Below are 25,053 nucleotides of genomic sequence, written 5' to 3' on the forward strand. Positions count from 1 at the left end.
GTGAGCGAGCGTGCCTGAGTACGACGAGACCGCCGGAACCCCGGACGAGCAGTCCACGGTGGCGACGGCGGCCAACAACGAGTCGGTCGAGGCCGCCAGCGAGCCGGAGTTCCCGACCACCGAGCCGGCCCCGGACGAGGACTTCGACCCGGTCGCCGAGCTGCGCCAGAAGCTGCGTTACGCGCCCGGCGACTGGTACGTGGTGCACTCGTACGCCGGCTACGAGAACAAGGTCAAGACCAACCTCGAGACCCGGATCACCTCCCTCGACATGGAGGACTTCATCTACCAGGTCGAGGTGCCGACCCGGGAAGAGGTCGAGGTCAAGAACGGCAAGCGGTCGCAGGTCCAGGCGAAGGTCTTCCCGGGCTACATCCTGGTCCGGATGGAACTGACCGCCGAGTCCTACTCCTGCGTCCGGAACACCCCGGGGGTCACCGGCTTCGTCGGCGCGACCGACCGGGCCGACCGGCCGGCGCCGCTGAGCCTCGACGAGGTGCTCAAGTGGCTGGCCCCGGCGGTCGAGACCGAGCAGAAGAAGGCCAAGCCCGAGATCAAGGTCCTCGACTTCGAGGTCGGCGACTCGGTCACCGTCACTGACGGCGCGTTCGCGTCGCTGCCGGCGACGATCAGCGAGATCAACGCCGACCAGCAGAAGCTCAAGGTGCTGGTGTCGATCTTCGGCCGGGAGACGCCGGTCGAGCTGAACTTCAACCAGGTCGCCAAGATCTGACGTACGTCGGCACCGGCGGCCCGCCCCTTCCCGGTGGCCGCCGGTGCGCCGTTTCGCCATCCGCCGACCTCGGCGCGGGGGGTGGCCGACGGCTGCGCTACCCTAGAACGTCGGCTGTCCGCACCGTGCTGACCGTGCGCGCCCGCGGACCGGCGAGAATCCCAGTTCCAAGCCCCAGGAAGAGACATGCCTCCGAAGAAGAAGCTCGTCAAGACGTTCACGCTTCAGCTGCCGGCGGGCCAGGCCACCCCGGCGCCGCCGGTCGGCCCCGCGCTCGGCCAGCACGGCGTGAACATCATGGAGTTCTGCAAGTCCTACAACGCGCAGACCGAGTCCCAGCGGGGCGACATCGTCCCCGCCGAGATCAGCGTCTACGAGGACCGCACGTTCACCTTCGTGCTGAAGACCCCGCCCGCCGCCCGGCTGCTGATCAAGGCCGCCGGCGTGCAGAAGGGCTCGGGCGTCCCGCACAAGGAGAAGGTCGGCTCGGTCACCCGCGCCCAGCTGCGCGAGATCGCCGAGAAGAAGATGGCGGACCTCAACGCCAACGACATCGACCAGGCCGAGAAGATCATCGCCGGCACCGCCCGGTCGATGGGCCTGACCGTCGCCGACTGATCTCGCTCCACCGCTCCACCCGATCTTTCTGTTCGTGGGAGGGCCGCGTACGCCGCGCGCCCGCCAGAGACCACAGGAGTCACCAGAAATGCAGCGCAGCAAGAGCTACCGCAAGGCCGCCGATGTCATCGACCGGTCGAAGCTCTACACCCCGGTCGAGGCCGTCAAGCTGGCCAAGGAGACCACCAACGTCAAGTTCGACGCCACGGTCGAGGTCGCGATGCGCCTCGGCGTCGACCCCCGCAAGGCGGACCAGATGGTCCGCGGCACGGTCAACCTGCCGCACGGCACCGGTAAGACCGCCCGCGTGATCGTCTTCGCCGCCGGCGCGAAGGCCGAGGAGGCCGTCGCCGCGGGTGCGGACGAGGTGGGCACCGACGAGCTGGTCGCCCGTATCCAGGGCGGTTGGCTGGACTTCGACGCGGCGATCGCCACGCCCGACCAGATGGCCAAGATCGGCCGGATCGCGCGGATCCTGGGCCCGCGCGGTCTGATGCCGAACCCGAAGACCGGCACCGTGACCATGGACGTCACCAAGGCCGTCTCGGACATCAAGGGCGGTAAGATCACCTTCCGGGTGGACAAGCACTCCAACCTGCACCTGATCATCGGCAAGGCCTCCTTCTCGGAGAACCAGCTGGTGGACAACTACGCCGCGGTGCTGGACGAGGTGCTGCGGGCCAAGCCGTCCGCGGCCAAGGGCACGTACCTCAAGAAGGTCACCCTCACCACCACGATGGGCCCGGGCGTACCGGTCGACCCGAAGGTCGTGAAGAACTTCCAGGAGGGCTCGGCCGAGGGCTGAGCACGCGTACTCCCGAACGGGGCCCCGCCACCACGTCGTGGCGGGGCCCCGTTCGTCTGTCCGGTGTGGCACTCTCGGGCGCATGCGGCTCGACGGCGTCTGGCTCCGCTACCACAGGCACGGCCCGTGGGTGCTGCGGCAGGTCGACGTCGCGATCGGCCCGGGTGAGGCAGCGGTCGTGCTCGGCCGCAACGGCGCCGGCAAGTCCACTCTGCTCCAGCTCGCCGCCGGGGTGCTGCGCCCGAGCCGGGGCCGGGTCGCCGACCGGCCGCCGGTCGTCGGCTGGGTGCCGGAGCGCTTCCCCGCCGACCAGCCGTTCACAGTCGGGGCCTACCTGTCCGCCATGGGCCGCGTCGCCGGCCTGCCCGGTCCCGCCGCCGACCGGGCGGTGCGCCACTGGGTGGAGCGACTGGGCCTGACCCGCTTCCACGACGTGCGCCTGCCGCGGCTGTCCAAGGGCACCGCGCAGAAGGTCGGCCTGGCGCAGGCACTGCTGCGCCCGCCCGGCCTGCTGGTGCTCGACGAGCCCTGGGAGGGGCTGGACGCCACCGCCCGCGAGTCGGTCCCCGAGATCATCGGCGAGGTGCTGGCCGACGGCGGCACGGTGCTGGTCAGCGACCACCGCGGCGAGACGGTCCGGCTCCCCGGAGCCCGGCACCTGTCGGTCACCGACGGCACGGTGACCGAGGAGGCGTCGTCGGGCGGCGCGGCCGTCGCCGTGGTCGAGCTGGCGGTCCCGGCCGCCGGGCTGGCCGCCGCCGTCGCCCGCCTGCGCGCCGACGGCCACCAGATCCTTCGGGTACGCGAACACGCCGTCCCGCCCCCGGCCACGCACCCGGTGCCGGCCTCCGCCGGGCCGTCGGGCACCGGCGGGTCGGGCGGCGCGTCCGCCGCTGGTTCCCCGGACCAGGCCGGTGCCGAGGCCGGGGACTCCGCCCGGCCCGGGCCGGCGCCGGAGGTGGCCCGGTGATCGCGCTGGTCCGGCTGCGGCTGGCCGGCTTCGTGCGTACCGGACGGGCGCTGGCGCCGGTGCTGGCCGGCCTGCTCGTCCTCGGCGTCCTCTACGGCGGTGGCCGGGCCCGGCCGGCGGAGGCCTACGGCGTCTCCGCCGTGGTGCTGTTCCCGGTGCTGGCCTGGCAGACCAAGATCCTGCTGGACGTGGAACCCGACGTGCAGCGCCGGATGGCCCGGGTGGTGGCCGGCCCGGCCCGGGAGCGGGCGGCCGGGCTGCTCGCGGCGCTGGTGGCCGGGCTCGCCGTGGTGCTCGTCGCGCTGGCGCTGCCGTGGCCGCTCGGCGGGGTCACCGCGACCGTCGGGCCGGGGGAGCGGCCGGTGCTCCTCGGGGTGGCGCTCGGGCTCTGGGCCCACCTGCTCTCGCTGCCGGCTGCGGTGGCGCTCGGCGCGCTGGCGAGCCGGGCCGTGACCCGCAGCGCCGGCTACGGGGTCGCCGTGCTGGTCACGGGCGCGGTCGGGGTCGTGGTGCTCGGGCTCTCCGGCTCGGTCGCGCCCTGGATGGTCCCGCCGGTCATGGCGACCGCGCGGGCGGTCACCGGGCCGGTCGCGGCCGGGGCCGGTCTGCTGCTCACCGGCTGGGCCCTGGCCTGGACGGCGGTGGCGCTGACCGGCTACGCCTGGGCGCGGCGCACCCGGGCCTGAGCCCTGGTGACCGGGAGCACCTCCGGCGATTTGGTGCTGCGGCGCACGTCGCGTAACCTGGTGCGGTAGTTCCACCCAAAGACCGCTGGTCACCGTGCTCCGGCACGGTCGAAGGTCCCGCGACGACGGGCGACCCGCGCAGGGCGGTAAGCGAAACTCGGTTTCACGCACGGTCCGCCGACTGTGCCCGTGTCCCCGGCCCTCGCCCCGTGCGCCCTGCGCCGGGGCTTTTTCGTTGTCGTGATGCCTCCGCCGCCGTCGTCGAGCCTCGGCTCGCCGCCGGCGTACCAGCTCCGAGCAACGAGAGAGGAGGGACATGGCGGACAAGCCGATCCGGGCCGACAAGGCCACGGCCGTCGCCGAGCTGACCGAGAGCTTCCGCAACGCGGGAGCGACCGTGCTGACCGAGTACCGCGGGCTCACGGTTTCGCAGCTCACCCAGCTGCGGCGCTCGCTCGGCAAGGAGACCAGCTACACGGTCGCGAAGAACACGCTTGCCAAGCGTGCCGCGGCCGATGCGGGCATCTCCGGGCTCGACGAGCTGTTCTCCGGTCCTACCGCGCTGACTTTCGTTTCGGGCGACGTCGTCGAGGCGGCGAAGGGGCTTCGCGACTTCGCGAAGGCCAACCCGAAGCTCGTCATCAAGGGCGGTGTCTTCGAGGGCAAGGCCATTTCCGCGGCCGAGGTCACGAAGCTCGCCGACCTGGAGTCCCGCGAGGTGCTGCTGGCCAAGCTGGCCGGCGCCATGAAGGGCAACCTGAGCAAGGCCGCGGCCCTGTTCCAGGCTCCGCTCTCCAAGGCCGCCCGCGCGGCGGCCGCCCTGGCGGACAAGAAGCGCGAGCAGGAGGGCGCCGAGGCGGCCTGAGGCCCTCCCGGCGCACCACGTTCTTAGTTTTCATTGCGAGAAAGGACGCCAGACATGGCGAAGCTCAGCACCGACGAGCTGCTCGACGCGTTCAAGGAGATGACGCTGATCGAGCTCTCCGAGTTCGTGAAGCAGTTCGAGGAGACCTTCGAGGTCACCGCCGCCGCTCCGGTCGCCGTCGCCGGCCCGGCCGGTCCGGGTGCCCCGGCCGCCGAGGCCGAGCCGGAGAAGGACGAGTTCGACGTCATCCTCGACGCCGACGGTGGCAAGAAGATCCAGGTCATCAAGGTCGTGCGCGAGCTGACCGGCCTGGGCCTCAAGGAGGCCAAGGACCTGGTCGAGGCCGCTCCGAAGGCCGTCCTGGAGAAGGCCAACAAGGAGACCGCCGAGAAGGCCAAGGCCAAGCTCGAGGGCGAGGGCGCCAAGGTCACCCTCAAGTGACCTTGCTCCACCTGACGCGCGTCCGGCTCACGTGAGCCGGGGCACATCGCGTCGCGGCGGGCGGTGATCCGGGAGACCGGGTCACCGCCCGCCGTGTTGGTGCCGCCCGCCGGCGAACGGCGTGAGCAGGGCGTACAGCGTCCTCTCATCGGCCGGTCAGCGACGTCTGTCGGTAGCCCGTCGGTGGGAAAGACACCCCGAGCAGTAACCGGCCCTTGACGCGGCACGGGCCTGCCAGGCACGCTGAACATCAGCAAGACCTTCCGCGCTTGCAACGGCCGCCTCTCGGGTAAGGCAACGGCAGCACCGCCGCCGCGGCTCCCGAGCGGACCGGCAGGAGCGTCGCGTTCCGAGCGGCCCGGTCGACCCGGTTTTCCGAGGTCCCAGGGCTTGTTCCGCGACGACCTGCGGGGTGGGCTGGACAGCGGTTAGCCTCTCGGCTACACTGCTAGTTTGCGCTGCCTTCCGACTTGACCCCTGCTCGGAAATGTCCGATTGTGGATATTTCTGGTGGGGTCATTGGAGTGCACGCGTACCAGCCGTTCTGCAGCACCGGTCCTCGGAAGGACGCATCTTGGCAGCTTCCCGCCCTGCGAAGACCAGTCGTACGTCGAGCGCATTCGCGCCCCGCCGAGTTTCTTTCGGTCGGATCACCGAACACCTCGAGGTCCCCAACCTCCTCGCCATCCAGAACGAGTCCTTCGACTGGCTCGTCGGCAACGAGGCTTGGCAGGGCCGGTCGGCGGACGACCCGCACGCACGCTCGGGTCTCGCGGAGATCCTCGACGAGATCAGTCCCATTGAGGACTTCTCCGGCACCATGTCGCTCTCCTTCTCGGCTCCGCGCTTCGACGAGGTCAAGGCCTCGATCGAGGAGTGCAAGGAGAAGGACCTGACCTACTGCGCGCCGCTGTTCGTGACCGCGGAGTTCACCAACAACACCACTGGCGAGATCAAGAGCCAGACGGTGTTCATGGGTGACTTCCCGATGATGACGCCGAAGGGCACCTTCATCATCAACGGCACCGAGCGCGTCGTGGTCAGCCAGCTCGTCCGCTCGCCGGGCGTGTACTTCGACAAGCAGCCGGACAAGACCTCCGACCGCGACCTCTCCAGCGTCAAGGTCATCCCGAGCCGGGGTGCCTGGCTGGAGTTCGACATCGACAAGCGCGACACGGTCGGCGTTCGCATCGACCGCAAGCGCCGCCAGGCCGTCACCGTCCTGCTCAAGGCCATCGGGTGGTCCGCCGAGCGCATCCGTGAGAAGTTCGGCTGGTCCGAGCTCATGATGACCACGCTCGAGAAGGACCACATCGCCGGCCAGGACGAGGCCCTGCTCGACATCTACCGGAAGCTCCGCCCTGGCGAGCCGCCGACCCGTGAGAACGCCCAGACCCTGCTCGACAACCTCTTCTTCAACCCGAAGCGGTACGACGTCGCCAAGGTCGGGCGCTACAAGTTCAACAAGAAGCTCGAGCTGGACGTGCCGATCACCACCGGCACGCTCACCGAGGACGACATCGTCGCCACCGTGGAATACCTCTGCCGGCTGCACGCCGGTGAGGAGGGCTACGAGGCCGACGACATCGACCACTTCGGCAACCGTCGCCTGCGTACCGTGGGCGAGCTGATCCAGAACCAGGTCCGGGTGGGTCTCTCCCGGATGGAGCGGGTCGTCCGCGAGCGGATGACCACCCAGGACGTCGAGGCGATCACGCCGCAGACCCTGATCAACATCCGCCCGGTGGTGGCGGCGATCAAGGAGTTCTTCGGTACGTCGCAGCTGTCCCAGTTCATGGACCAGACCAACCCGCTGGCGGGCCTGACCCACCGGCGCCGGCTGAGCGCGCTCGGCCCGGGTGGTCTGTCCCGCGAGCGGGCCGGCTTCGAGGTCCGGGACGTGCACCCGTCCCACTACGGCCGGATGTGCCCGATCGAGACGCCGGAAGGCCCGAACATCGGCCTGATCGGCGCCCTGTCCACGTTCGCCCGGGTCAACCCGTTCGGCTTCATCGAGACGCCGTACCGGAAGGTCATCGACGGCCGGGTCACCGACCAGATCGACTACCTGACCGCGGACGAGGAGGACCGGTTCGTCAAGGCGCAGGCAAACGCCCCGCTGAAGTCGGACGGCACCTTCGCCGAGGACCGCGTCCTGGTCCGCCGTAAGGGCGGCGAGACCGAGGACGTCGCGCCGGGCGCCGTGGACTACATGGACGTGTCGCCGCGGCAGATGACCTCGGTCGCCACCGCGATGATCCCGTTCCTGGAGCACGACGACGCCAACCGCGCGCTCATGGGTGCGAACATGCAGCGTCAGGCGGTGCCGCTGGTCAAGGCCGAGGCTCCGCTGGTCGGTACGGGCATGGAGTACCGCGCCGCGGTCGACGCCGGTGACGTCGTCGTCGCCGAGGTCGGCGGTGTGGTCGAGGACCTGTGCGCGGACTACATCACCGTCCACCAGGACGACGGCCACCGCCGTACGTACCTGCTGCACAAGTTCCGCCGCTCCAACGCCGGCTCCTGCGTCAACCAGAAGCCGGTCGTCTTCGAGGGCGACCGCGTCGAGGCCGGTCAGGTCATCGCCGACGGTCCGTGCACCGACGAGGGCGAGATGGCGCTCGGACGCAACCTGCTGGTGGCGTTCATGTGCTGGGAGGGCCACAACTACGAGGACGCGATCATCCTGTCGCAGCGCCTCGTGCAGCAGGACGTGCTCACCTCGATCCACATCGAGGAGCACGAGGTCGACGCCCGGGACACCAAGCTCGGCCCGGAGGAGATCACCCGCGACATCCCGAACGTCAGCGAGGAGATGCTCGCCGACCTCGACGAGCGCGGCATCATCCGGATCGGCGCCGAGGTCGTCCCCGGCGACATCCTGGTCGGCAAGGTCACTCCGAAGGGTGAGACCGAGCTGACCCCCGAGGAGCGGCTGCTCCGCGCGATCTTCGGCGAGAAGGCGCGCGAGGTCCGGGACACCTCGCTGAAGGTGCCGCACGGCGAGACCGGCACGGTCATCGGTGTGCGTACCTTCTCCCGCGAGGACGGCGACGAGCTGCCCCCGGGCGTGAACGAGCTGGTCCGGGTCTACGTGGCCCAGAAGCGCAAGATCCAGGACGGTGACAAGCTCGCGGGCCGCCACGGCAACAAGGGCGTCATCTCCAAGATCCTGCCGATCGAGGACATGCCGTTCCTGGAGGACGGCACCCCGGTCGACATCGTGCTGAACCCGCTCGGTGTGCCGTCCCGGATGAACATCGGCCAGGTCCTGGAGACCCACCTCGGGTGGGTTGCCAAGACCGGCTGGAGCGTGGACGGCGACGACGCCGAGTGGAAGCGCCAGCTCCGCTCGATCAACGCGCACGAGTCCGAGCCGGACACCAACGTGGCCACGCCGGTCTTCGACGGTGCCCGCGAGGAGGAGATCTCCGGCCTGCTGGCGTCGACCCTGCCCAACCGGGACGGCAACCAGCTCATCGGGGGCAGCGGCAAGGCGCAGCTGTTCGACGGTCGTTCCGGCGAGCCGCTGCCGGACCCGATCGCGGTCGGCTACGTCTACATCCTGAAGCTCAACCACCTGGTCGACGACAAGATCCACGCCCGGTCGACCGGCCCGTACTCGATGATCACGCAGCAGCCGCTGGGTGGTAAGGCGCAGTTCGGTGGCCAGCGCTTCGGTGAGATGGAGTGCTGGGCCATGCAGGCGTACGGCGCCGCCTACGCCCTGCAGGAGCTGCTGACCATCAAGTCCGACGACGTCCTGGGCCGGGTCAAGGTCTACGAGGCGATCGTCAAGGGCGAGAACATCCCCGAGCCGGGCATCCCGGAGTCGTTCAAGGTGCTGCTCAAGGAGCTGCAGTCGCTGTGCCTCAACGTCGAGGTGCTCTCCAGCGACGGTGTGGCCCTGGAGATGCGCGAGACCGACGACGAGGTGTTCCGGGCGGCGGAGGAGCTGGGCATCGACCTGTCCCGGCGCGAGCCGAGCTCGGTCGAAGAGGTCTGAGGTGGTGATCCGGGGCAGGGTCACCCTGCCCCGGATCCCACTCGTTAGCTAGCAGTACAGACGACGACATAGGGGACATAGTGCTCGACGTCAACTTCTTCGACGAGCTGCGCATCGGCCTCGCCACCGCTGACGACATCCGTCAGTGGTCCCACGGCGAGGTCAAGAAGCCCGAGACCATCAACTACCGCACCCTCAAGCCGGAGAAGGACGGGCTCTTCTGCGAGAAGATCTTCGGTCCGCAGCGGGACTGGGAGTGCTACTGCGGTAAGTACAAGCGGGTCCGCTTCAAGGGCATCATCTGCGAGCGCTGCGGCGTCGAGGTGACCCGCTCCAAGGTTCGCCGGGAGCGGATGGGTCACATCGAGCTGGCCGCTCCGGTGACCCACATCTGGTACTTCAAGGGCGTGCCGAGCCGGCTGGGCTACCTGCTGGACCTCGCCCCGAAGGACCTCGAGAAGATCATCTACTTCGCCTCGTACGTCGTGACGAGCGTGGACGCCGAAGCGCGTCACCGCGACCTCTCGACCATCGAGAACGAGATCCTGGCCGAGAAGCGGCAGGCCGAGAACAGCCGCGACTCGGAGATCGAGAAGCGGGCCGCCAAGCTGGAGGCCGACCTGGCCGAGCTGGAGGCCGAGGGCGCGAAGGCGGACGTCCGGCGCAAGGTCAAGGAGGGCGGAGAGCGCGAGATGCGCCAGATCCGCGACCGGGCCCAGCGCGAGATCGACCGCCTCGACGAGGTCCTCGACACCTTCCGCAAGCTGGAGCCGAAGCAGCTGGTCACCGACGAGCTGCTCTACCGCGAGCTGCGCGACCGCTTCGGTGAGTACTTCACCGGCAGCATGGGCGCCGAGGCGATCAAGGCCCTGGTCCAGAACATGGACCTGGAGGCCGAGGCGGAGAACCTGCGCGAGACCATCCGCTCCGGCAAGGGCCAGCGGAAGATCCGTGCGCTCAAGCGGCTCAAGGTCGTCGCGGCCTTCCAGAACACCCGCAACTCGCCGCTCGGCATGGTGCTGGACTGCGTCCCGGTCATCCCGCCGGACCTGCGCCCGATGGTGCAGCTCGACGGTGGCCGCTTCGCGACCTCCGACCTGAACGACCTGTACCGGCGTGTGATCAACCGGAACAACCGCCTCAAGCGGCTGATCGACCTCGGCGCGCCCGAGATCATCGTCAACAACGAGAAGCGGATGCTCCAGGAGGCCGTCGACGCGCTGTTCGACAACGGCCGCCGTGGCCGTCCGGTCACCGGCCCGGGTAACCGGCCGCTGAAGTCGCTGTCCGACATGCTCAAGGGCAAGCAGGGCCGGTTCCGCCAGAACCTGCTGGGCAAGCGCGTCGACTACTCCGGCCGTTCGGTCATCGTGGTCGGCCCGAAGCTCAAGCTGCACCAGTGCGGCCTGCCCAAGCAGATGGCGCTGGAGCTGTTCAAGCCGTTCGTGATGAAGCGGCTGGTCGACCTCAACCACGCGCAGAACATCAAGTCCGCCAAGCGGATGGTCGAGCGGCAGCGGCCGGTCGTGTGGGACGTGCTGGAAGAGGTCATCGGCGAGCACCCGGTTCTGCTGAACCGCGCGCCGACCCTGCACCGTCTGGGCATCCAGGCCTTCGAGCCGCAGCTGGTCGAGGGCAAGGCCATCCAGATCCACCCGCTGGTCTGCACCGCGTTCAACGCCGACTTCGACGGTGACCAGATGGCGGTCCACGTGCCGCTGTCCGCCGAGGCCCAGGCCGAGGCGCGGATCCTGATGCTGTCGTCGAACAACATCCTCAAGCCGGCCGACGGCAAGCCCGTCACCATGCCGACCCAGGACATGGTCATCGGTCTGTACCACCTCACCCACCTCACCCCGGGTGGCAAGGGCGAGGGCCGGGCGTTCAGCTCGGACGCCGAGGCGCGGATGGCGTACGACAACGGCGAGCTGCACCTGCAGACGCCGGTCCGGATCCGGCTGCGCGACGTGGTCGGTGTGGACAACGGCGCCGGCGCCGAGCCGTGGACCGCCCCCGAGGGCTGGACCGAGGGCGAGCCGGTGACCGTGGAGACCACGCTGGGCCGGGTCCTGTTCAACGAGACGCTGCCCCCGGGCTACCGCTTCGTGAACTACGAGATCCGCAAGGGCCAGCTCTCCGCGATCGTCAACGACCTCGCCGAGCGCTTCCCGAAGGTGGCCCTGGCGGCCACCCTGGACGGGCTCAAGGAGGCCGGTTTCCACTGGGCCACCTGGTCCGGCGTCACCATCGGCATGGAGGACGTCATCGCTCCGCCGCGCAAGCGGGAGATCCTGGAGCGGTACGAGAAGGAAGCCGACCGGATCGACAAGCAGTACCAGCGTGGTCTGATGACCGCCGAGGAGCGCCGCGGCGAGCTCATCGAGATCTGGACCAAGGCGACCAACGAGGTCGCCAAGGAGATGGACACCGCGCTGCCGCAGGAGAACCCGCTGTGGAAGATGATCAACTCGGGTGCCCGCGGTAACCTGCTCCAGCTCCGGCAGATCGCGGCGATCCGTGGTCTGGTGGCCAACCCGAAGGGCGAGATCATCCCGCGGCCGATCAAGGCCAGCTACCGGGAGGGTCTGTCCGTGCTGGAGTACTTCATCTCCACGCACGGTGCCCGCAAGGGTCTCGCGGACACCGCCCTGCGTACCGCCGACTCGGGTTACCTGACCCGGCGTCTGGTGGACGTCTCGCAGGACGTCATCATCCGCGAGGAGGACTGCGGCACCGACCGCGCCATCCCGATGCAGGTCGGTGAGCGTATCGACGGCAAGCTGGTCGTGCACGAGCACGCCGAGACCAGCGTGCACGCCCGGACGCTCGCCGACGACATCAAGGGGCCGGACGGCACCGTGGTGGCCCACCGCGGCCAGGACATCAACTCGATCCTGGTGGACGCGATCGTCGCCGCCGGGACCGAGACGGTGCGGGTGCGCAGCGTGCTCACCTGCGAGTCGAAGCTGGGCGTCTGCGGTGCGTGCTACGGCCGCTCGCTGCCGACCGGCAAGACCGTGGACGTCGGTGAGGCGGTCGGCATCATCGCCGCCCAGTCGATCGGTGAGCCGGGTACGCAGCTGACGATGCGTACCTTCCACACCGGTGGTGTCGCGGGTGAGGACATCACCCAGGGTCTGCCCCGTGTCCAGGAGATCTTCGAGGCCCGGGTGCCGAAGGGTAAGGCGCCCATCGCCGACACCCCGGGTCGCATCCGGATCGAGGACGGCGAGCGGTCCCGCAAGATCGTGGTCATCCCGGACGACGGCAGCGACGAGATCGTGTACGACAAGATCTCGAAGCGGGTCCGGCTCCGGGCGCACGACGGCGACCACGTCGAGGTCGGCGAGAAGCTCACCGAGGGCACCATCGACCCGCACGAGCTGCTGCGCATCCTCGGCCCGCGCGCGGTCCAGGTCCACCTGACCCAGGAGGTCCAGGAGGTCTACCGCTCGCAGGGTGTGCTCATCCACGACAAGCACATCGAGATCATCATCCGCCAGATGCTCAAGCGGGTGACTGTGATCGACTCCGGCTCGACCGAGTTCCTGCCGGGCGTGCTGGTCGACCGGGCGCTGTTCGAGTCGGAGAACCGCCGGCTCGTCGGCGAGGGTGGCGAGCCCGCCGCCGGTCGCCCGGTGCTGATGGGTATCACCAAGGCCTCGCTGGCCACTGACTCCTGGCTGTCGGCGGCCTCCTTCCAGGAGACCACCCGGGTGCTGACGGACGCGGCGATCCACGCCCGCAGCGACTCGCTGATCGGCCTCAAGGAGAACGTGATCATCGGTAAGCTCATCCCGGCCGGTACGGGCATCAGCAAGTACCGCAACGTCCGGGTCGAGCCGACCGAGGAGGCGAAGGCCAAGGTCTACTCGATGACCGGCTACCCGGAGACCGACTACGGCTTCGGGCCGGCCAGCGGCCAGGCGGTTCCGCTGGACGACTTCGACTTCGGGTCGTACCGCTAAGCAGTAGGAAACGACGAGGCCCCCGGCGTCCGCCGGGGGCCTCGTCGCGTCCGGAGTGCCGGGACCGGCTGCCTTCCGCCGGGACGGACGGCCGGGTCGGGGCATGATGGAGGCATGACGACCGTGCCCGGGCAGGCGCCCGTCGTGCCGCAGGCGTACCGCCATCCGTACGACCCGGAGCCGGTCCGCTCCACCAAGGCCCGCGCCGTCTTCGCGCTCGGGCTGATCGGCGTGCTCACCGGTCTGTTCCTCGGCGGCGCGGTGCCGGCCACGATCGCGCTCGTGCTCGCCCGGCAGGCGCGCCGGGAGGCGTACGCCTCGGGTGGCTATCTCACCGGCGCGGACTGGCTGCGGCGCGGCGAGCAGATGGCGCGGACCGGTCTGGTGCTGACCGCCGCCGCGGTGGTCGCGGCGGTGGTGATCGGCGTGGTCCGGGCCGCGGACGCCTCGTTCGGCCACGACTTCGCGCCGAACTTCGACTGACCCGGTGGGGGAGCGGGCCCGCGCCCGCCCACCCCGCAATGATCGGCGGCGGTAGCCTGGCCGGTGTCCGCCGCGCGGCGGGCGCGTGTGGACAGGAGGACCCCGTGACGGAACCGGCTCCGCCGGGAGGCGACCAGCCGCGCCCCGGGCCGTACCCGCCGGGTTCCGCGTCCGCGCCGGCGCACCAGCCGGGGCCGTACGGGGCGTACCCGGGGAGTCCGCCGGCGCACGGCGGCGGGTGGCCGGCGCCGGCGAGCGTGCCCGGCCACGGCGGCTGGGGTCCGCACGGCGGGCCGGCGCTTCCGCCGCCGCCGGCCGAGACGCCGCGGCCGCCGAAGCGGGTCGACGCGGTGCCGGGTACGCCGTTCGGCGTGGTCCACCTCGACGTGCCGCCCGTCACCTCCGGCCTGGCGATCGGGTCGCTCGTCGCAGGCATCGCCGCGATCGGGGTGTCGCTGCTGGTGTTGTGCTTCGGTCTGGCCGGCCGCGACGTCGGCGGCGCCTGGGCGGCCGGCGCGTTCACAGTGCTCGGCGGGCTGATCGGCGTCGGCGCGGTGGTGGCCGGGCTGCTCGCCCGGCGGCAGATCCGGCGGCCGGCGCCGCCGCCGTCGGTCCGTTTCACCGGCGCCGGCCTGGCCGTGGCGGGGATCTCCTGCGGGGCGGCGGGGGTGCTGTTCGGCCTGGTCGGGCTCGCGCTGGCTCTGGTGGTGCAGATCACGTGACGCCGCGTCTGCGACGCCTGCGGCCGGTGACCTGGGTTGAGCGGTATGTCCGGGTGTCCGAAGGCCGGGCGGTGTCGGGGCCGCCGGGTCGCGCGGCGGACGAGCCGGTACACTTGTCACTGTAGGTGCCCATCACCGGCGCATCGGCGACCCGGAGACCGGGCGGCGGACCGCACAGCGGTCCTTCCCGACCCATCCGTTTTGACCGGCGCGGCTGTGGTAGGTACTCTTTCCCCTTGTGCCCGGGCCCGCCCGGGCAATGCGTGCGTGCGCTGGAACCGGTCAGCCGGTGATCGCGCGGTCGCACCACCAAGACCAGAAGATCCGGTACGACGCGTGAGCGGCCGGCACCGGAACCGTGACTCGGGCGACACGCCCGACCGCGGGTGCTGGGGAGCCGTCAGGCGGCCCTGGTTGAAATGTAGGAGAGCCGCCCATCCGGACGGCTGGAGCAGACGGCGCGGTCGCCTCGCAGCGGCCGAAGGGAGCGGAGAAACCCGGTGCCCACCATTCAGCAGTTGGTCCGAAAGGGCCGTCAGGCCAAGACGACCAAGACCAAGACCCCGGCGCTCAAGGGGTCTCCCCAGCGGCGCGGCGTGTGCACCCGTGTGTACACCACCACCCCGAAGAAGCCGAACTCGGCGCTGCGCAAGGTCGCTCGTGTCAAGCTCAGCAGCCAGATCGAGGTGACCGCCTACATCCCGGGCGTCGGCCACAACCTCCAGGAGCACTCGATCGTGCTCGTGCGCGGCGGTCGTGTGAAGGACCTCCCGGGCGTGCGGTACAAGATCGTGCGCGGTTCGCTGGACACCCAGGGTGTCCGCAACCGCAAGCAGGCTCGCAGCCGCTACGGCGCGAAGAAGGAGAAGAGCTGACATGCCGCGTAAGGGACCCGCTCCGCGGAAGCCGCTGGTCGCTGACCCGGTGTACAACTCGCCCCTGGTCACCCAGCTGGTGAACAAGATCCTGCTGCGCGGCAAGCGTCAGCTCGCCGAGCGCATCGTGTACGCCGCCCTGGAGGGCTGCCGCGAGAAGTCCGGCACCGACCCCGTCGTCACGCTCAAGCGCGCGATGGACAACGTCAAGCCGACCCTCGAGGTGCGCAGCCGCCGTGTCGGTGGCGCCACCTACCAGGTTCCGGTCGAGGTCCGGCCGTCCCGCGCGACCACGCTCGGTCTGCGCTGGCTGGTGACCTACTCCCGGGCGCGGCGCGAGAAGACCATGGTCGAGCGGCTGATGAACGAGCTGCTGGACGCGAGCAACGGCCTCGGCGCCGCCGTCAAGCGGCGTGAGGACACGCACAAGATGGCCGAGTCGAACAAGGCCTTCGCGCACTACCGCTGGTAACACCTGAGGTTCCGGCGCCCACCGGCGCCGGAACCGCCACCAGTTGTGTCGAGACGACGATAAGTAGGGATTGAAGTGGCCGCCGCAGACGCGCTCGCCAACGTACGCAACATCGGCATCATGGCCCACATCGATGCCGGTAAGACCACTACCACCGAGCGAATCCTGTTCTACACCGGCATCACGTACAAGATCGGTGAGGTCCACGAGGGCGCCGCCGTCATGGACTGGATGGAGCAGGAGCAGGAGCGCGGTATCACCATCACTTCCGCCGCCACCAAGTGCGAGTGGAAGGGCCACACGATCCAGATCATCGACACGCCCGGCCACGTCGACTTCACGGTCGAGGTCGAGCGGTCGCTGCGTGTTCTGGACGGTGCGGTCGCGGTCTACGACGGCGTGGCCGGCGTGGAGCCCCAGACGGAGAACGTCTGGCGGCAGGCGGACAAGTACAACGTCCCCCGGATGTGCTTCGTCAACAAGCTCGACCGGACCGGTGCCGACTTCTTCCGCTGCGTGCAGATGATGATCGACCGGCTCAACGCCACCCCGCTGGTCCTCCAGATCCCGATCGGCGCCGAGTCCGACTTCATCGGCGTGGTCGACCTGGTCGAGATGCGTGCGCTGACCTGGCGCGGCGAGACCCAGAAGGGTGAGGACTACGCGGTCGAGGAGATCCCGGCCGACCTCGCCGACTCGGCTGCCGAGTGGCGCGAGAAGCTGATGGAGACCCTCGCCGACGTCGACGACTCGGTGATGGAGAAGTACCTCGAGGGCGAGGAGATCTCGGTCGACGAGATCAAGGCCGCCATCCGCCGGTCCACCATCGCCGGCAAGGCCAACCCGGTCCTCACCGGTACCGCCTTCAAGAACAAGGGCATCCAGCCGATGCTGGACGCGGTCGTCGCGTACCTGCCCTCGCCGCTGGACATCCCGGCGATCGAGGGTACGGCCACCGACGGCGAGACCCCGCTGCAGCGGAAGCCCTCGGTCTCCGAGCCGTTCTCCGGGCTGGCCTTCAAGATCCAGACCGACAAGCACCTCGGCAAGCTGACGTACGTCCGGATCTACTCCGGCACGCTCGAGTCCGGTTCTCAGGTGATCAACTCCACCAAGGACCGCAAGGAGCGGATCGGCAAGATCTACCAGATGCACGCCAACAAGCGGGAGGAGCGCAGCTCCGCCCAGGCCGGCGACATCATCGCGGTGCAGGGTCTGAAGCAGACCACCACCGGTGACACCCTGTGCGACCCGGCGAACCCGGTCATCCTGGAGTCGATGACCTTCCCGGAGCCGGTCATCGAGGTGGCCATCGAGCCGAAGACCAAGGCCGACCAGGAGAAGCTCAGCACCGCCATCCAGCGGCTGGCCGAGGAGGACCCGACCTTCCGCGTCAAGCTGGACGACCAGACCGGTCAGACGGTCATCTCCGGCATGGGCGAGCTGCACCTGGACATCCTGGTCGACCGGATGCGCCGCGAGTTCAACGTCGAGGCGAACATCGGTAAGCCGCAGGTGGCGTACCGCGAGACCATCCGCCGCAAGGTGGAGAAGGTCGAGTACACCCACAAGAAGCAGACCGGTGGTTCCGGCCAGTACGCCCGCGTGATCATCAGCGTGGAGCCGCTGCCGCTGGGCAACGACGCCCCGACGTACGAGTTCGCCAACGCGGTGACCGGTGGCCGCATCCCCCGGGAGTTCATCCCCTCGGTGGACGCGGGCGCGCAGGACGCCATGCAGTACGGCATCCTCGCCGGCTTCCCCCTGGTGGGCGTCAAGCTCACCCTGGTGGACGGCCAGTACCACGAGGTCGACTCGTCGGAGATGGCGTTCAAGATCGCCGGCTCGATGGCGATGAAGGAGGCGGCCCGCAAGGCCGACCCCGCTCTCCTCGAGCCGATGATGGCCGTTGAGGTCACCACTCCTGAGGAGAACATGGGTGACGTCATCGGCGACCTCAACTCCCGGCGTGGCATCATCCAGGCGATGGAGGAGCGCAGCGGCGCTCGCGTCGTCCGGGCTCTGGTGCCGCTGTCGGAGATGTTCGGCTACGTCGGCGACCTGCGGTCGAAGACCCAGGGCCGGGCTAGCTACAGCATGCAGTTCGACTCCTACGCCGAGGTTCCGAACTCGGTGGCCAAGGAGATCATCGCCAAGGCGACGGGTGAGTGACGCTCACCCTCGGCTGACCCGATGACACGAGGGCGGTCGCGGGAGGGTTCTCCCGCCCGCGGCCACCTCGATCGGATTGCGTGAGACCGGGCCTGTAGGCTTCATCGCCGCAGAACCCACAAAAGCTCTCCGGCCTTCCGGCCGGAAAGGCTGTCGACAGAGTCCTAAGCGCCGAACGGCGCGCCGGGGCGAACGAACCAAGAAAGTCCACAGGAGGACACCAGTGGCGAAGGCGAAGTTCGAGCGGACTAAGCCGCACGTCAACATCGGCACCATTGGTCACATCGACCACGGTAAGACGACGCTGACGGCGGCCATCACCAAGGTCCTGCACGACCAGTACCCGGACCTGAACCCGTACACGCCGTTCGACGAGATCGACAAGGCGCCGGAGGAGAAGGCCCGCGGCATCACGATCTCCATCGCGCACGTCGAGTACCAGACCGAGGCGCGTCACTACGCGCACGTCGACTGCCCCGGTCACGCCGACTACATCAAGAACATGATCACCGGTGCCGCGCAGATGGACGGCGCGATCCTGGTGGTGGCGGCGACCGACGGCCCGATGCCGCAGACCCGCGAGCACGTGCTGCTGGCCCGTCAGGTCGGTGTGCCGTACATCGTCGTGGCGCTCAACAAGAGCGACATGGTCGACGACGAGGAGCTCCTGGAGCTCGTCGAGCTCGAGGTCCGTGAGCTGCTCTCCTCGCAGGAGTACCCGGGTGACGACCTGCCGGTCGTCCGGGTCTCGGCGCTGAAGGCCCTGGAGGGTGACCCGGAGTGGACCGGGAAGCTCCTGGACCTGATGAACGCCGTGGACACCGCGATCCCGCAGCCGGAGCGCGAGACCGAGAAGCCGTTCCTCATGCCCATCGAGGACGTCTTCACCATCACCGGTCGCGGCACCGTGGTCACCGGTCGCGCCGAGCGCGGCATCCTCAAGCCGAACGAGGAGGTGGAGATCGTCGGCATCCGTGAGAAGTCGATGAAGACCACCTGCACCGGCATCGAGATGTTCCGCAAGCTGCTCGACGAGGCCCGTGCGGGTGAGAACGTCGGTCTGCTGCTGCGCGGCATCAAGCGCGAGGACGTCGAGCGCGGCATGGTCGTCATCAAGCCGGGCACCACGACCCCGCACACGGAGTTCGAGGCGACGGTCTACATCCTCTCCAAGGAGGAGGGCGGCCGGCACACCCCGTTCTTCCAGAACTACCGCCCGCAGTTCTACTTCCGGACCACGGACGTCACCGGCGTCGTCACGCTGCCCGAGGGCACCGAGATGGTCATGCCGGGCGACAACACCTCGATGACGGTGAAGCTGATCCAGCCCATCGCCATGGAGGAGAACCTGAAGTTCGCGATCCGCGAGGGTGGTCGTACGGTCGGCGCGGGTCGCGTCACCAAGATCATCAAGTGAGCTGGGTAACCCCGATTAGCGTTGCCGCCGGTCGTGCGGCATACTAGTCAGGTTGCGTAACGACAGTCGGTCACCTGCGTCCGGTTGACGCTGGACCTCCGGGAGTCAGACTGTCTCGCGTAGGGTGGTTGGCCGCCATCGGCGGTCAACCACCCTCGCGCGGCGTCCAGGTCGCGGTCACCGCGATCGGCGCCATGACCCACCGCGTGGTCAGAGAATCGCTCCGGAGTCCCGGGGCGGAGCCTGGCCCACGGGCGCGACACGCCCGACCGCGGGGGTCGGCGGAAGTGGGCCTGTGCCAGCCGGTACAGGCGCCCGCAACACAGCGGCATCGAGAGAAGGAACAGAAGCCACCATGGCGGGACAGAAGATCCGCATCCGGCTCAAGGCCTATGACCACGAGGTCGTCGACTCCTCGGCTCGGAAGATCGTCGAGACGGTGACGCGTACCGGGGCGCAGGTCGCTGGCCCGGTGCCGCTGCCCACGGAGATCAACCGTTTCTGCGTCATCCGCTCGCCGCACAAGTACAAGGACTCGCGCGAGCACTTCGAGATGCGTACGCACAAGCGTCTGATCGACATCATCGACCCGACCCCGAAGACGGTCGACTCGCTCATGCGCCTCGACCTGCCGGCTGGCGTCGACATCGAGATCAAGCTGTAGGGACCGGACAAATGGACAGGCAAGTCAAGGGGATCCTGGGCGCCAAGCTCGGCATGACCCAGGTCTGGGACAACAACAAGGTTGTGCCCGTGACCGTGGTTCAGGCCGGCCCGTGCGTCGTGAGCCAGGTTCGTAGCGCCGACAAGGACGGCTACTCCGCGGTCCAGCTGGCGTACGGGGTCATCGACCCGCGCAAGGTCAAGAAGCCGATCGCCGGGCACTACGCCAAGGCGGACGTCGCGCCGCGCCGGCACATCGTCGAGCTGCGCACCTCCGACGCCGCGGACTACGCGCCGGGCCAGGAGGTCACGGTCGAGGAGTTCCCGGCCGGCGTCGTGATCGACGTGACCGGCAAGACCAAGGGCAAGGGCTACGCCGGCCCGATGAAGCGGCACGGCTTCCACGGTCTGCGTGCCAGCCACGGTGTCGAGCGCAAGCACCGCTCGCCCGGCTCGATCGGCGCCTGCGCGACCCCGGGTCGCGTCTTCAAGGGCACCCGGATGGCGGGCCGGATGGGTGGCGTGCGCTACACCGTCCAGAACCTGACCGTCCAGGCGGTCGACACCGAGAACAACCTCCTGCTCGTCCGCGGTGCCATCCCCGGCCCGAAGGGCGCGCTGGTCCTGGTCCGCACCGCGGCCAAGGCGAAGGTGAAGAAGGGCGGTGCGGCCAAGTGACCACCGTTGACGTCATCAACGTCGAAGGCGCCAAGAGCGGCTCCGTCGAGCTGCCGGCCGACATCTTCGACGCGCAGGCCAACATCGCCCTGATGCACCAGGTCGTGGTGGCCCAGCTTGCGGCGGCCCGCCAGGGTACGCACAAGACGAAGACCCGCGGCGAGGTCTCCGGTGGAGGCAAGAAGCCGTACAAGCAGAAGGGCACCGGTCGTGCCCGCCAGGGCTCGACCCGCGCGCCGCAGTTCGCCGGCGGTGGCGTGGTCCACGGCCCGGTGCCGCGCGACTACAGCCAGCGCACCCCGAAGAAGATGAAGGCCGCCGCCCTGCGTGGCGCCCTCTCCGACCGGGCCCGCGCCGGCCAGGTGCACGTCGTCGAGGCGTTCGTCTCCGGCGAGAAGCCGTCCACCAAGGCGGCCCTGGCCACGCTGACCAAGCTGACCCAGGCCCGTCGGGTCCTGGTCGTGCTGAGCAGCACCGACGAGCTGAACTGGGTGTCGCTGCGGAACCTGCGCAACGCGCGGGACAGCCGGGTGCACCTGATCGAGGCCGGCCAGCTCAACACCTACGACGTGCTGGTGGCCGACGACGTGGTCTTCACCAAGGAGGCCCTGGACGAGTTCCTGGGCGTTCCCGCCGAGACCACCGAGGAGGATGGCAAGTGAGCACGATCGCCGATCCGCGTGACGTCATCGTCGCGCCGGTCGTCTCGGAGAAGAGCTACAGCGAGCTGAACCGCAACTGGTACACCTTCCTGGTGCACCCGGACGCCAACAAGACCGAGATCAAGATCGCTATCCAGCAGATCTTCAACGTCCGCGTCCTGACGGTCAACACGCTCAACCGCGAGGGCAAGCGCAAGCGGACCCGTACCGGGTTCGGCAAGCGCAAGGACACCAAGCGCGCGATGGTGAAGCTGGCTGACGGTGACCGTATCGAGGCCTTCGGCGGCCCGGTCAGCTGAGGGGTGTAGACAATGGCTATCCGTAAGTACAAGCCGACGACGCCGGGCCGGCGTGGCTCGAGCGTTGCCGACTTCGCCGAGATCACCCGGTCGACGCCCGAGAAGTCGCTGCTGGCTCCGCTGCCGAAGAAGGGCGGACGCAACGCCCACGGCCGGATCACCACGCGGCACCACGGTGGCGGCCACAAGCGCCAGTACCGTCTGATCGACTTCAAGCGGGTCGACAAGGACGGCGTGCCGGCGAAGGTCGCTCACATCGAGTACGACCCGAACCGCACCGCGCGCATCGCGCTGCTGCACTACGCCGACGGCGAGAAGCGTTACATCATCGCGCCGAAGGACCTGAAGCAGGGCGACCGTGTCGAGTCCGGTCCGGGCGCCGACATCAAGCCGGGCAACAACCTGCCGCTGCGCAACATCCCGGTCGGTACCACCATCCACAACGTGGAGCTGCGTCCGGGTGGCGGCGCCAAGCTGGCCCGCTCGGCCGGCGTCGGCATCCAGCTGCTCGGCCGTGAGGGCGCGTACGCGACCCTGCGTATGCCGTCCGGTGAGATCCGGCGCGTGGACGTGCGCTGCCGCGCCAGCATCGGCGAGATCGGCAACGCCGACCAGTCGAACATCAACTGGGGTAAGGCCGGCCGTATGCGGTGGAAGGGCAAGCGCCCGACCGTCCGTGGTGTCGCGATGAACCCGGTCGACCACCCGCACGGTGGTGGTGAGGGTAAGACCTCCGGTGGTCGCCACCCGGTCAACCCGCAGGGTAAGCCCGAGGGCCGCACCCGTCGTAAGGGCCAGCCGAGCGACCGGCTGATCGTCCGCCGCCGCTACGCCACGCGTAAGCGCGGCTGAGGGAGATAAGACATGCCTCGCAGCCTGAAGAAGGGCCCGTTCGTCGACGACCACCTGCTCAAGAAGGTGGAGACGCAGAACGACAAGGGCTCGAAGAACGTGATCAAGACCTGGTCGCGGCGCTCGACGATCATCCCGGAGATGCTGGGTCACACGATCGCCGTGCACGACGGACGCAAGCACGTCCCGGTCTTCGTGACCGAGGCCATGGTCGGGCACAAGCTCGGCGAGTTCGCGCTGACCCGCACGTTCAAGGGTCACGAGAAGGACGACCGGAAGAGCCGCCGGCGCTGACGCCGCGGGCATACGGATAGAGGAACAAGGGGTTACAGCGATGCCAGGAAAGGGCGACGCTCCGGTGCTTCCGGGCGCGCGGGCGGTTGCGCGGCACGTGCGCATCTCGCCGATGAAGGCGCGCCGGGTGGTCAACCTCGTCCGCGGCCTGCCCGCGAAGGAGGCGCTCACGGTGCTGCAGTTCGCGCCGCAGGCTGCGAGCGAGCAGGTGTACAAGGTGCTCGCGAGCGCGATCGCCAACGCGGAGAACAACGAGCGGCTGGACCCCGACGCGCTGCTCGTCAGCGAGGCGTTCGTCGACGAGGGCCCGACCATGAAGCGGTTCCGGCCGCGTGCGCAGGGCCGGGCGTACCGGATCCGGAAGCGCACCTGCCACATCACCGTGGCGGTCGAGGCGGTTGCGGCGGCCACGCCGAAGAAGTCGGCGAAGAAGGCCGCTCCGGCCAAGCCGGCCGCTGAGGAGCAGAGCACGACGGAGGGTGCCGAGTAATGGGTCAGAAGGTTCACCCGACCGGGTTCCGGCTCGGCATCTCGACCGACTGGAAGTCCCGCTGGTTCGCGGACAAGCTCTACAAGGACTACATCGGCGAGGACGTCAAGATCCGCCGCATGATGTCCAAGGGCCTCGAGCGCGCCGGCATCTCCAAGGTCGACATCGAGCGCACCCGTGACCGGGTCCGCGTCGACATCCACACCGCCCGGCCGGGCATCGTCATCGGCCGTAAGGGTGCGGAGGCCGACCGGATCCGCGGCGAGCTGGAGAAGCTCACCGGCAAGCAGGTCCAGCTGAACATCATCGAGGTCAAGAACCCCGAGTCGGACGCGCAGCTGGTCGCCCAGGGCGTCGCCGAGCAGCTCTCCAGCCGGGTCAGCTTCCGTCGGGCCATGCGCAAGGCGATGCAGTCCGCGATGAAGAACCCCGCCTGCAAGGGCATCCGGGTTCAGGTCTCGGGCCGTCTCGGCGGCGCCGAGATGAGCCGGACCGAGTTCTACCGCGAGGGCCGGGTTCCGCTGCACACGCTGCGGGCCAACATCGAGTACGGCTTCTTCGAGGCCCGTACCACCTTCGGCCGGATCGGCGTGAAGGTCTGGATCTACAAGGGCGACGCCGTCCCGGGCCGTGAGGCCCCGGCCGAGGCCGCCCCGTCGCGCGGCCCGCGCCGTGACCGTGGCGACCGGCCGGACCGGCCGCGCCGTGGCCGCTCGGGCTCGTCCGGTACGACCGCCGGTGGCACCGAGGCCGGCCGGGCTGCCGCGACCACCATCGCGCAGCAGGCGGAGACGCCGGCCGGTGAGCCGGTCGACAGCAGCGCTGTCGCCGCAGCCGCCTCGGCTCCGGTCGGTAACCAGCCGGCAGAAACGCAGCAGGAGGGCTGACAGATGCTGATGCCGCGCAAGCCCCCGAAGGGCTTCCGCAAGCCGCACCACCCGGACCGCAGTGGCGCGTCCAAGGGTGGTAACCGGGTGGTGTTCGGCGAGTTCGGGATCCAGGCTCTCGAGCCGGCGTACGTGACCAACCGCCAGATCGAGTCGGCGCGTATCGCGATGACCCGCCACATCAAGCGTGGCGGCAAGGTCTGGATCACGATCTTCCCGGACCAGGCCCTCACCAAGAAGCCGGCCGAGACCCGGATGGGTTCCGGTAAGGGTTCGCCCGAGTGGTGGGTCGCCAACGTGAAGCCGGGGCGGGTTCTCTTCGAGATGTCCTTCCCCAACGAGCAGATCGCGCGAGAGGCGATGCGTCGCGCGATCCACAAGCTCCCGATGAAGTGCCGCATTGTTACGCGCGAAGTGGGTGAATCCTGATGGCAGCGGGCGTCAAGCCCTCCGAGCTGCGTGAGCTCTCCGAGGAGGAGCTGGTCACGAAGTTGCGCGAGGCGAAGGCGGAGCTGTTCAACCTCCGCGTGCAGGCCGCAACCGGGCAGCTGGACAACAACCGGCGGCTGCAGGTCATCCGTCGGGAGATCGCCCGGATCTACACGATCATGCGTGAGCGTGAGCTGGGTCTCTCGGCCGCGCCGACTGAGGTGACTGCATCATGAGTGAGAACACCACCGCCCCCGCGCGGTCCCGCCGCAAGGTCCGCGAGGGCCTCGTGGTCAGCGACAAGATGGACAAGACCGTCGTGGTCGAGGTCGAGGACCGCGTCAAGCACGCGCTGTACGGCAAGATCATGCGCCGTACGAGCAAGCTGAAGGTGCACGACGAGCAGAACTCGGCCGGCATCGGCGACCGGGTCCTGATCATGGAGACCCGGCCGCTGTCCGCCACCAAGCGCTGGCGGCTCGTGGAGATCCTCGAGAAGGCCAAGTAGCGAAGGCTCGAGCTCGGCCGGGTCTCGGTCGGGCGCAGGTTCCGCCAGGCTCCGGCCG

The 25,053-nt window shown here is 69.2% G+C and carries 26 protein-coding genes; all 26 read left to right on the top strand.

The features are described from left to right. Nucleotides 1-10 precede the first annotated feature (10 nt). Entirely contained in the window at nt 11-733 is a 723-nt protein-coding gene (nusG, locus tag FB455_RS16535; RefSeq protein WP_013288648.1) for a transcription termination/antitermination protein NusG, read from the top strand. Nucleotides 734-919: 186 nt separating this feature from the next. Beyond that, nucleotides 920-1,351 carry a 50S ribosomal protein L11 gene (gene rplK, locus FB455_RS16540; RefSeq protein ID WP_013288647.1) on the top strand — a complete coding sequence of 144 codons (432 nt, stop codon included), beginning with the start codon at nt 920-922 and terminating at the stop codon, nt 1,349-1,351. A gap of 88 nt (nt 1,352-1,439) precedes the next feature. Further along, nucleotides 1,440-2,156, top strand: coding sequence for a 50S ribosomal protein L1 (gene rplA / locus FB455_RS16545; protein ID WP_013288646.1), 717 nt, complete (start codon nt 1,440-1,442; stop codon nt 2,154-2,156). Between the two features lie 82 nt (nt 2,157-2,238). After that, a complete protein-coding gene (locus FB455_RS16550) occupies nt 2,239-3,126 on the top strand; it encodes an ATP-binding cassette domain-containing protein (protein ID WP_145753984.1) in 888 nt (295 codons plus the stop codon). Next, complete coding sequence (locus FB455_RS16555) at nt 3,123-3,812, top strand: hypothetical protein (protein ID WP_013288644.1); 690 nt, start codon at nt 3,123-3,125, stop codon at nt 3,810-3,812. Before FB455_RS16550 ends, FB455_RS16555 begins: the two co-directional genes overlap by 4 nt. 316 nt (nt 3,813-4,128) lie before the next feature. After that, complete coding sequence (rplJ, locus tag FB455_RS16560) at nt 4,129-4,677, top strand: 50S ribosomal protein L10 (RefSeq protein ID WP_013288643.1); 549 nt, start codon at nt 4,129-4,131, stop codon at nt 4,675-4,677. Between the two features lie 54 nt (nt 4,678-4,731). Then, nucleotides 4,732-5,118 carry a 50S ribosomal protein L7/L12 gene (rplL, locus tag FB455_RS16565; RefSeq protein ID WP_013288642.1) on the top strand — a complete coding sequence of 129 codons (387 nt, stop codon included), beginning with the start codon at nt 4,732-4,734 and terminating at the stop codon, nt 5,116-5,118. A 574-nt stretch (nt 5,119-5,692) separates the two neighbouring features. Further along, a complete protein-coding gene (gene rpoB / locus FB455_RS16570) occupies nt 5,693-9,124 on the top strand; it encodes a DNA-directed RNA polymerase subunit beta (protein ID WP_013288641.1) in 3,432 nt (1,143 codons plus the stop codon). An 80-nt stretch (nt 9,125-9,204) separates the two neighbouring features. Beyond that, nucleotides 9,205-13,092 carry a DNA-directed RNA polymerase subunit beta' gene (locus FB455_RS16575; RefSeq protein WP_013288640.1) on the top strand — a complete coding sequence of 1,296 codons (3,888 nt, stop codon included), beginning with the start codon at nt 9,205-9,207 and terminating at the stop codon, nt 13,090-13,092. Between the two features lie 114 nt (nt 13,093-13,206). Next, nucleotides 13,207-13,575, top strand: coding sequence for a hypothetical protein (locus tag FB455_RS16580; protein ID WP_041784065.1), 369 nt, complete (start codon nt 13,207-13,209; stop codon nt 13,573-13,575). A gap of 350 nt (nt 13,576-13,925) precedes the next feature. Further along, on the top strand, nt 13,926-14,297 hold the full coding sequence (locus FB455_RS34310) for a hypothetical protein (protein ID WP_174361820.1): 372 nt from the start codon (nt 13,926-13,928) through the stop codon (nt 14,295-14,297). A 500-nt stretch (nt 14,298-14,797) separates the two neighbouring features. Further along, nucleotides 14,798-15,172: a 30S ribosomal protein S12 gene (gene rpsL / locus FB455_RS16590; RefSeq protein WP_007465318.1), complete on the top strand. Its 375-nt coding sequence runs from the start codon at nt 14,798-14,800 to the stop codon at nt 15,170-15,172. A 1-nt stretch (nt 15,173) separates the two neighbouring features. Then, nucleotides 15,174-15,644 (top strand): 30S ribosomal protein S7, encoded by a 471-nt coding sequence (gene rpsG / locus FB455_RS16595; protein ID WP_013288637.1) that lies wholly within the window; start codon nt 15,174-15,176, stop codon nt 15,642-15,644. Between the two features lie 75 nt (nt 15,645-15,719). Further along, a complete protein-coding gene (gene fusA / locus FB455_RS16600; protein WP_013288636.1) occupies nt 15,720-17,816 on the top strand; it encodes an elongation factor G in 2,097 nt (698 codons plus the stop codon). Nucleotides 17,817-18,039: 223 nt separating this feature from the next. Beyond that, nucleotides 18,040-19,233: an elongation factor Tu gene (tuf, locus tag FB455_RS16605; protein WP_013288635.1), complete on the top strand. Its 1,194-nt coding sequence runs from the start codon at nt 18,040-18,042 to the stop codon at nt 19,231-19,233. Between the two features lie 355 nt (nt 19,234-19,588). Next, nucleotides 19,589-19,897, top strand: coding sequence for a 30S ribosomal protein S10 (gene rpsJ / locus FB455_RS16610; protein ID WP_007073037.1), 309 nt, complete (start codon nt 19,589-19,591; stop codon nt 19,895-19,897). Between the two features lie 11 nt (nt 19,898-19,908). After that, the gene (gene rplC, locus FB455_RS16615) at nt 19,909-20,574 is read left to right on the top strand and encodes a 50S ribosomal protein L3 (protein WP_013288634.1); all 666 of its coding nucleotides are present in this window, start codon (nt 19,909-19,911) and stop codon (nt 20,572-20,574) included. Continuing rightward, nucleotides 20,571-21,236 carry a 50S ribosomal protein L4 gene (rplD, locus tag FB455_RS16620; RefSeq protein WP_013288633.1) on the top strand — a complete coding sequence of 222 codons (666 nt, stop codon included), beginning with the start codon at nt 20,571-20,573 and terminating at the stop codon, nt 21,234-21,236. The genes rplC and rplD overlap by 4 nt, the downstream gene beginning before the upstream one ends. Then, nucleotides 21,233-21,535: a 50S ribosomal protein L23 gene (rplW, locus tag FB455_RS16625; RefSeq protein ID WP_013288632.1), complete on the top strand. Its 303-nt coding sequence runs from the start codon at nt 21,233-21,235 to the stop codon at nt 21,533-21,535. Before rplD ends, rplW begins: the two co-directional genes overlap by 4 nt. 12 nt (nt 21,536-21,547) lie before the next feature. Continuing rightward, nucleotides 21,548-22,387, top strand: a complete 840-nt coding sequence (gene rplB / locus FB455_RS16630; protein ID WP_013288631.1) for a 50S ribosomal protein L2 — start codon at nt 21,548-21,550, stop codon at nt 22,385-22,387. A 12-nt stretch (nt 22,388-22,399) separates the two neighbouring features. Then, the gene (rpsS, locus tag FB455_RS16635) at nt 22,400-22,681 is read left to right on the top strand and encodes a 30S ribosomal protein S19 (RefSeq protein WP_007073032.1); all 282 of its coding nucleotides are present in this window, start codon (nt 22,400-22,402) and stop codon (nt 22,679-22,681) included. Nucleotides 22,682-22,721: 40 nt separating this feature from the next. Next, nucleotides 22,722-23,171, top strand: coding sequence for a 50S ribosomal protein L22 (gene rplV, locus FB455_RS16640; RefSeq protein ID WP_013288630.1), 450 nt, complete (start codon nt 22,722-22,724; stop codon nt 23,169-23,171). Next, nucleotides 23,171-24,058: a 30S ribosomal protein S3 gene (rpsC, locus tag FB455_RS16645; RefSeq protein ID WP_013473694.1), complete on the top strand. Its 888-nt coding sequence runs from the start codon at nt 23,171-23,173 to the stop codon at nt 24,056-24,058. Before rplV ends, rpsC begins: the two co-directional genes overlap by 1 nt. Nucleotides 24,059-24,061: 3 nt before the next feature. Continuing rightward, a complete protein-coding gene (gene rplP / locus FB455_RS16650; protein WP_007465292.1) occupies nt 24,062-24,487 on the top strand; it encodes a 50S ribosomal protein L16 in 426 nt (141 codons plus the stop codon). Next, nucleotides 24,487-24,723, top strand: a complete 237-nt coding sequence (gene rpmC, locus FB455_RS16655) for a 50S ribosomal protein L29 (RefSeq protein ID WP_013288628.1) — start codon at nt 24,487-24,489, stop codon at nt 24,721-24,723. Before rplP ends, rpmC begins: the two co-directional genes overlap by 1 nt. After that, nucleotides 24,720-24,995: a 30S ribosomal protein S17 gene (gene rpsQ / locus FB455_RS16660; RefSeq protein WP_013288627.1), complete on the top strand. Its 276-nt coding sequence runs from the start codon at nt 24,720-24,722 to the stop codon at nt 24,993-24,995. Before rpmC ends, rpsQ begins: the two co-directional genes overlap by 4 nt. Nucleotides 24,996-25,053 lie beyond the last annotated feature (58 nt).

Source organism: Micromonospora sp. CNZ296 (genome assembly GCF_007827635.1).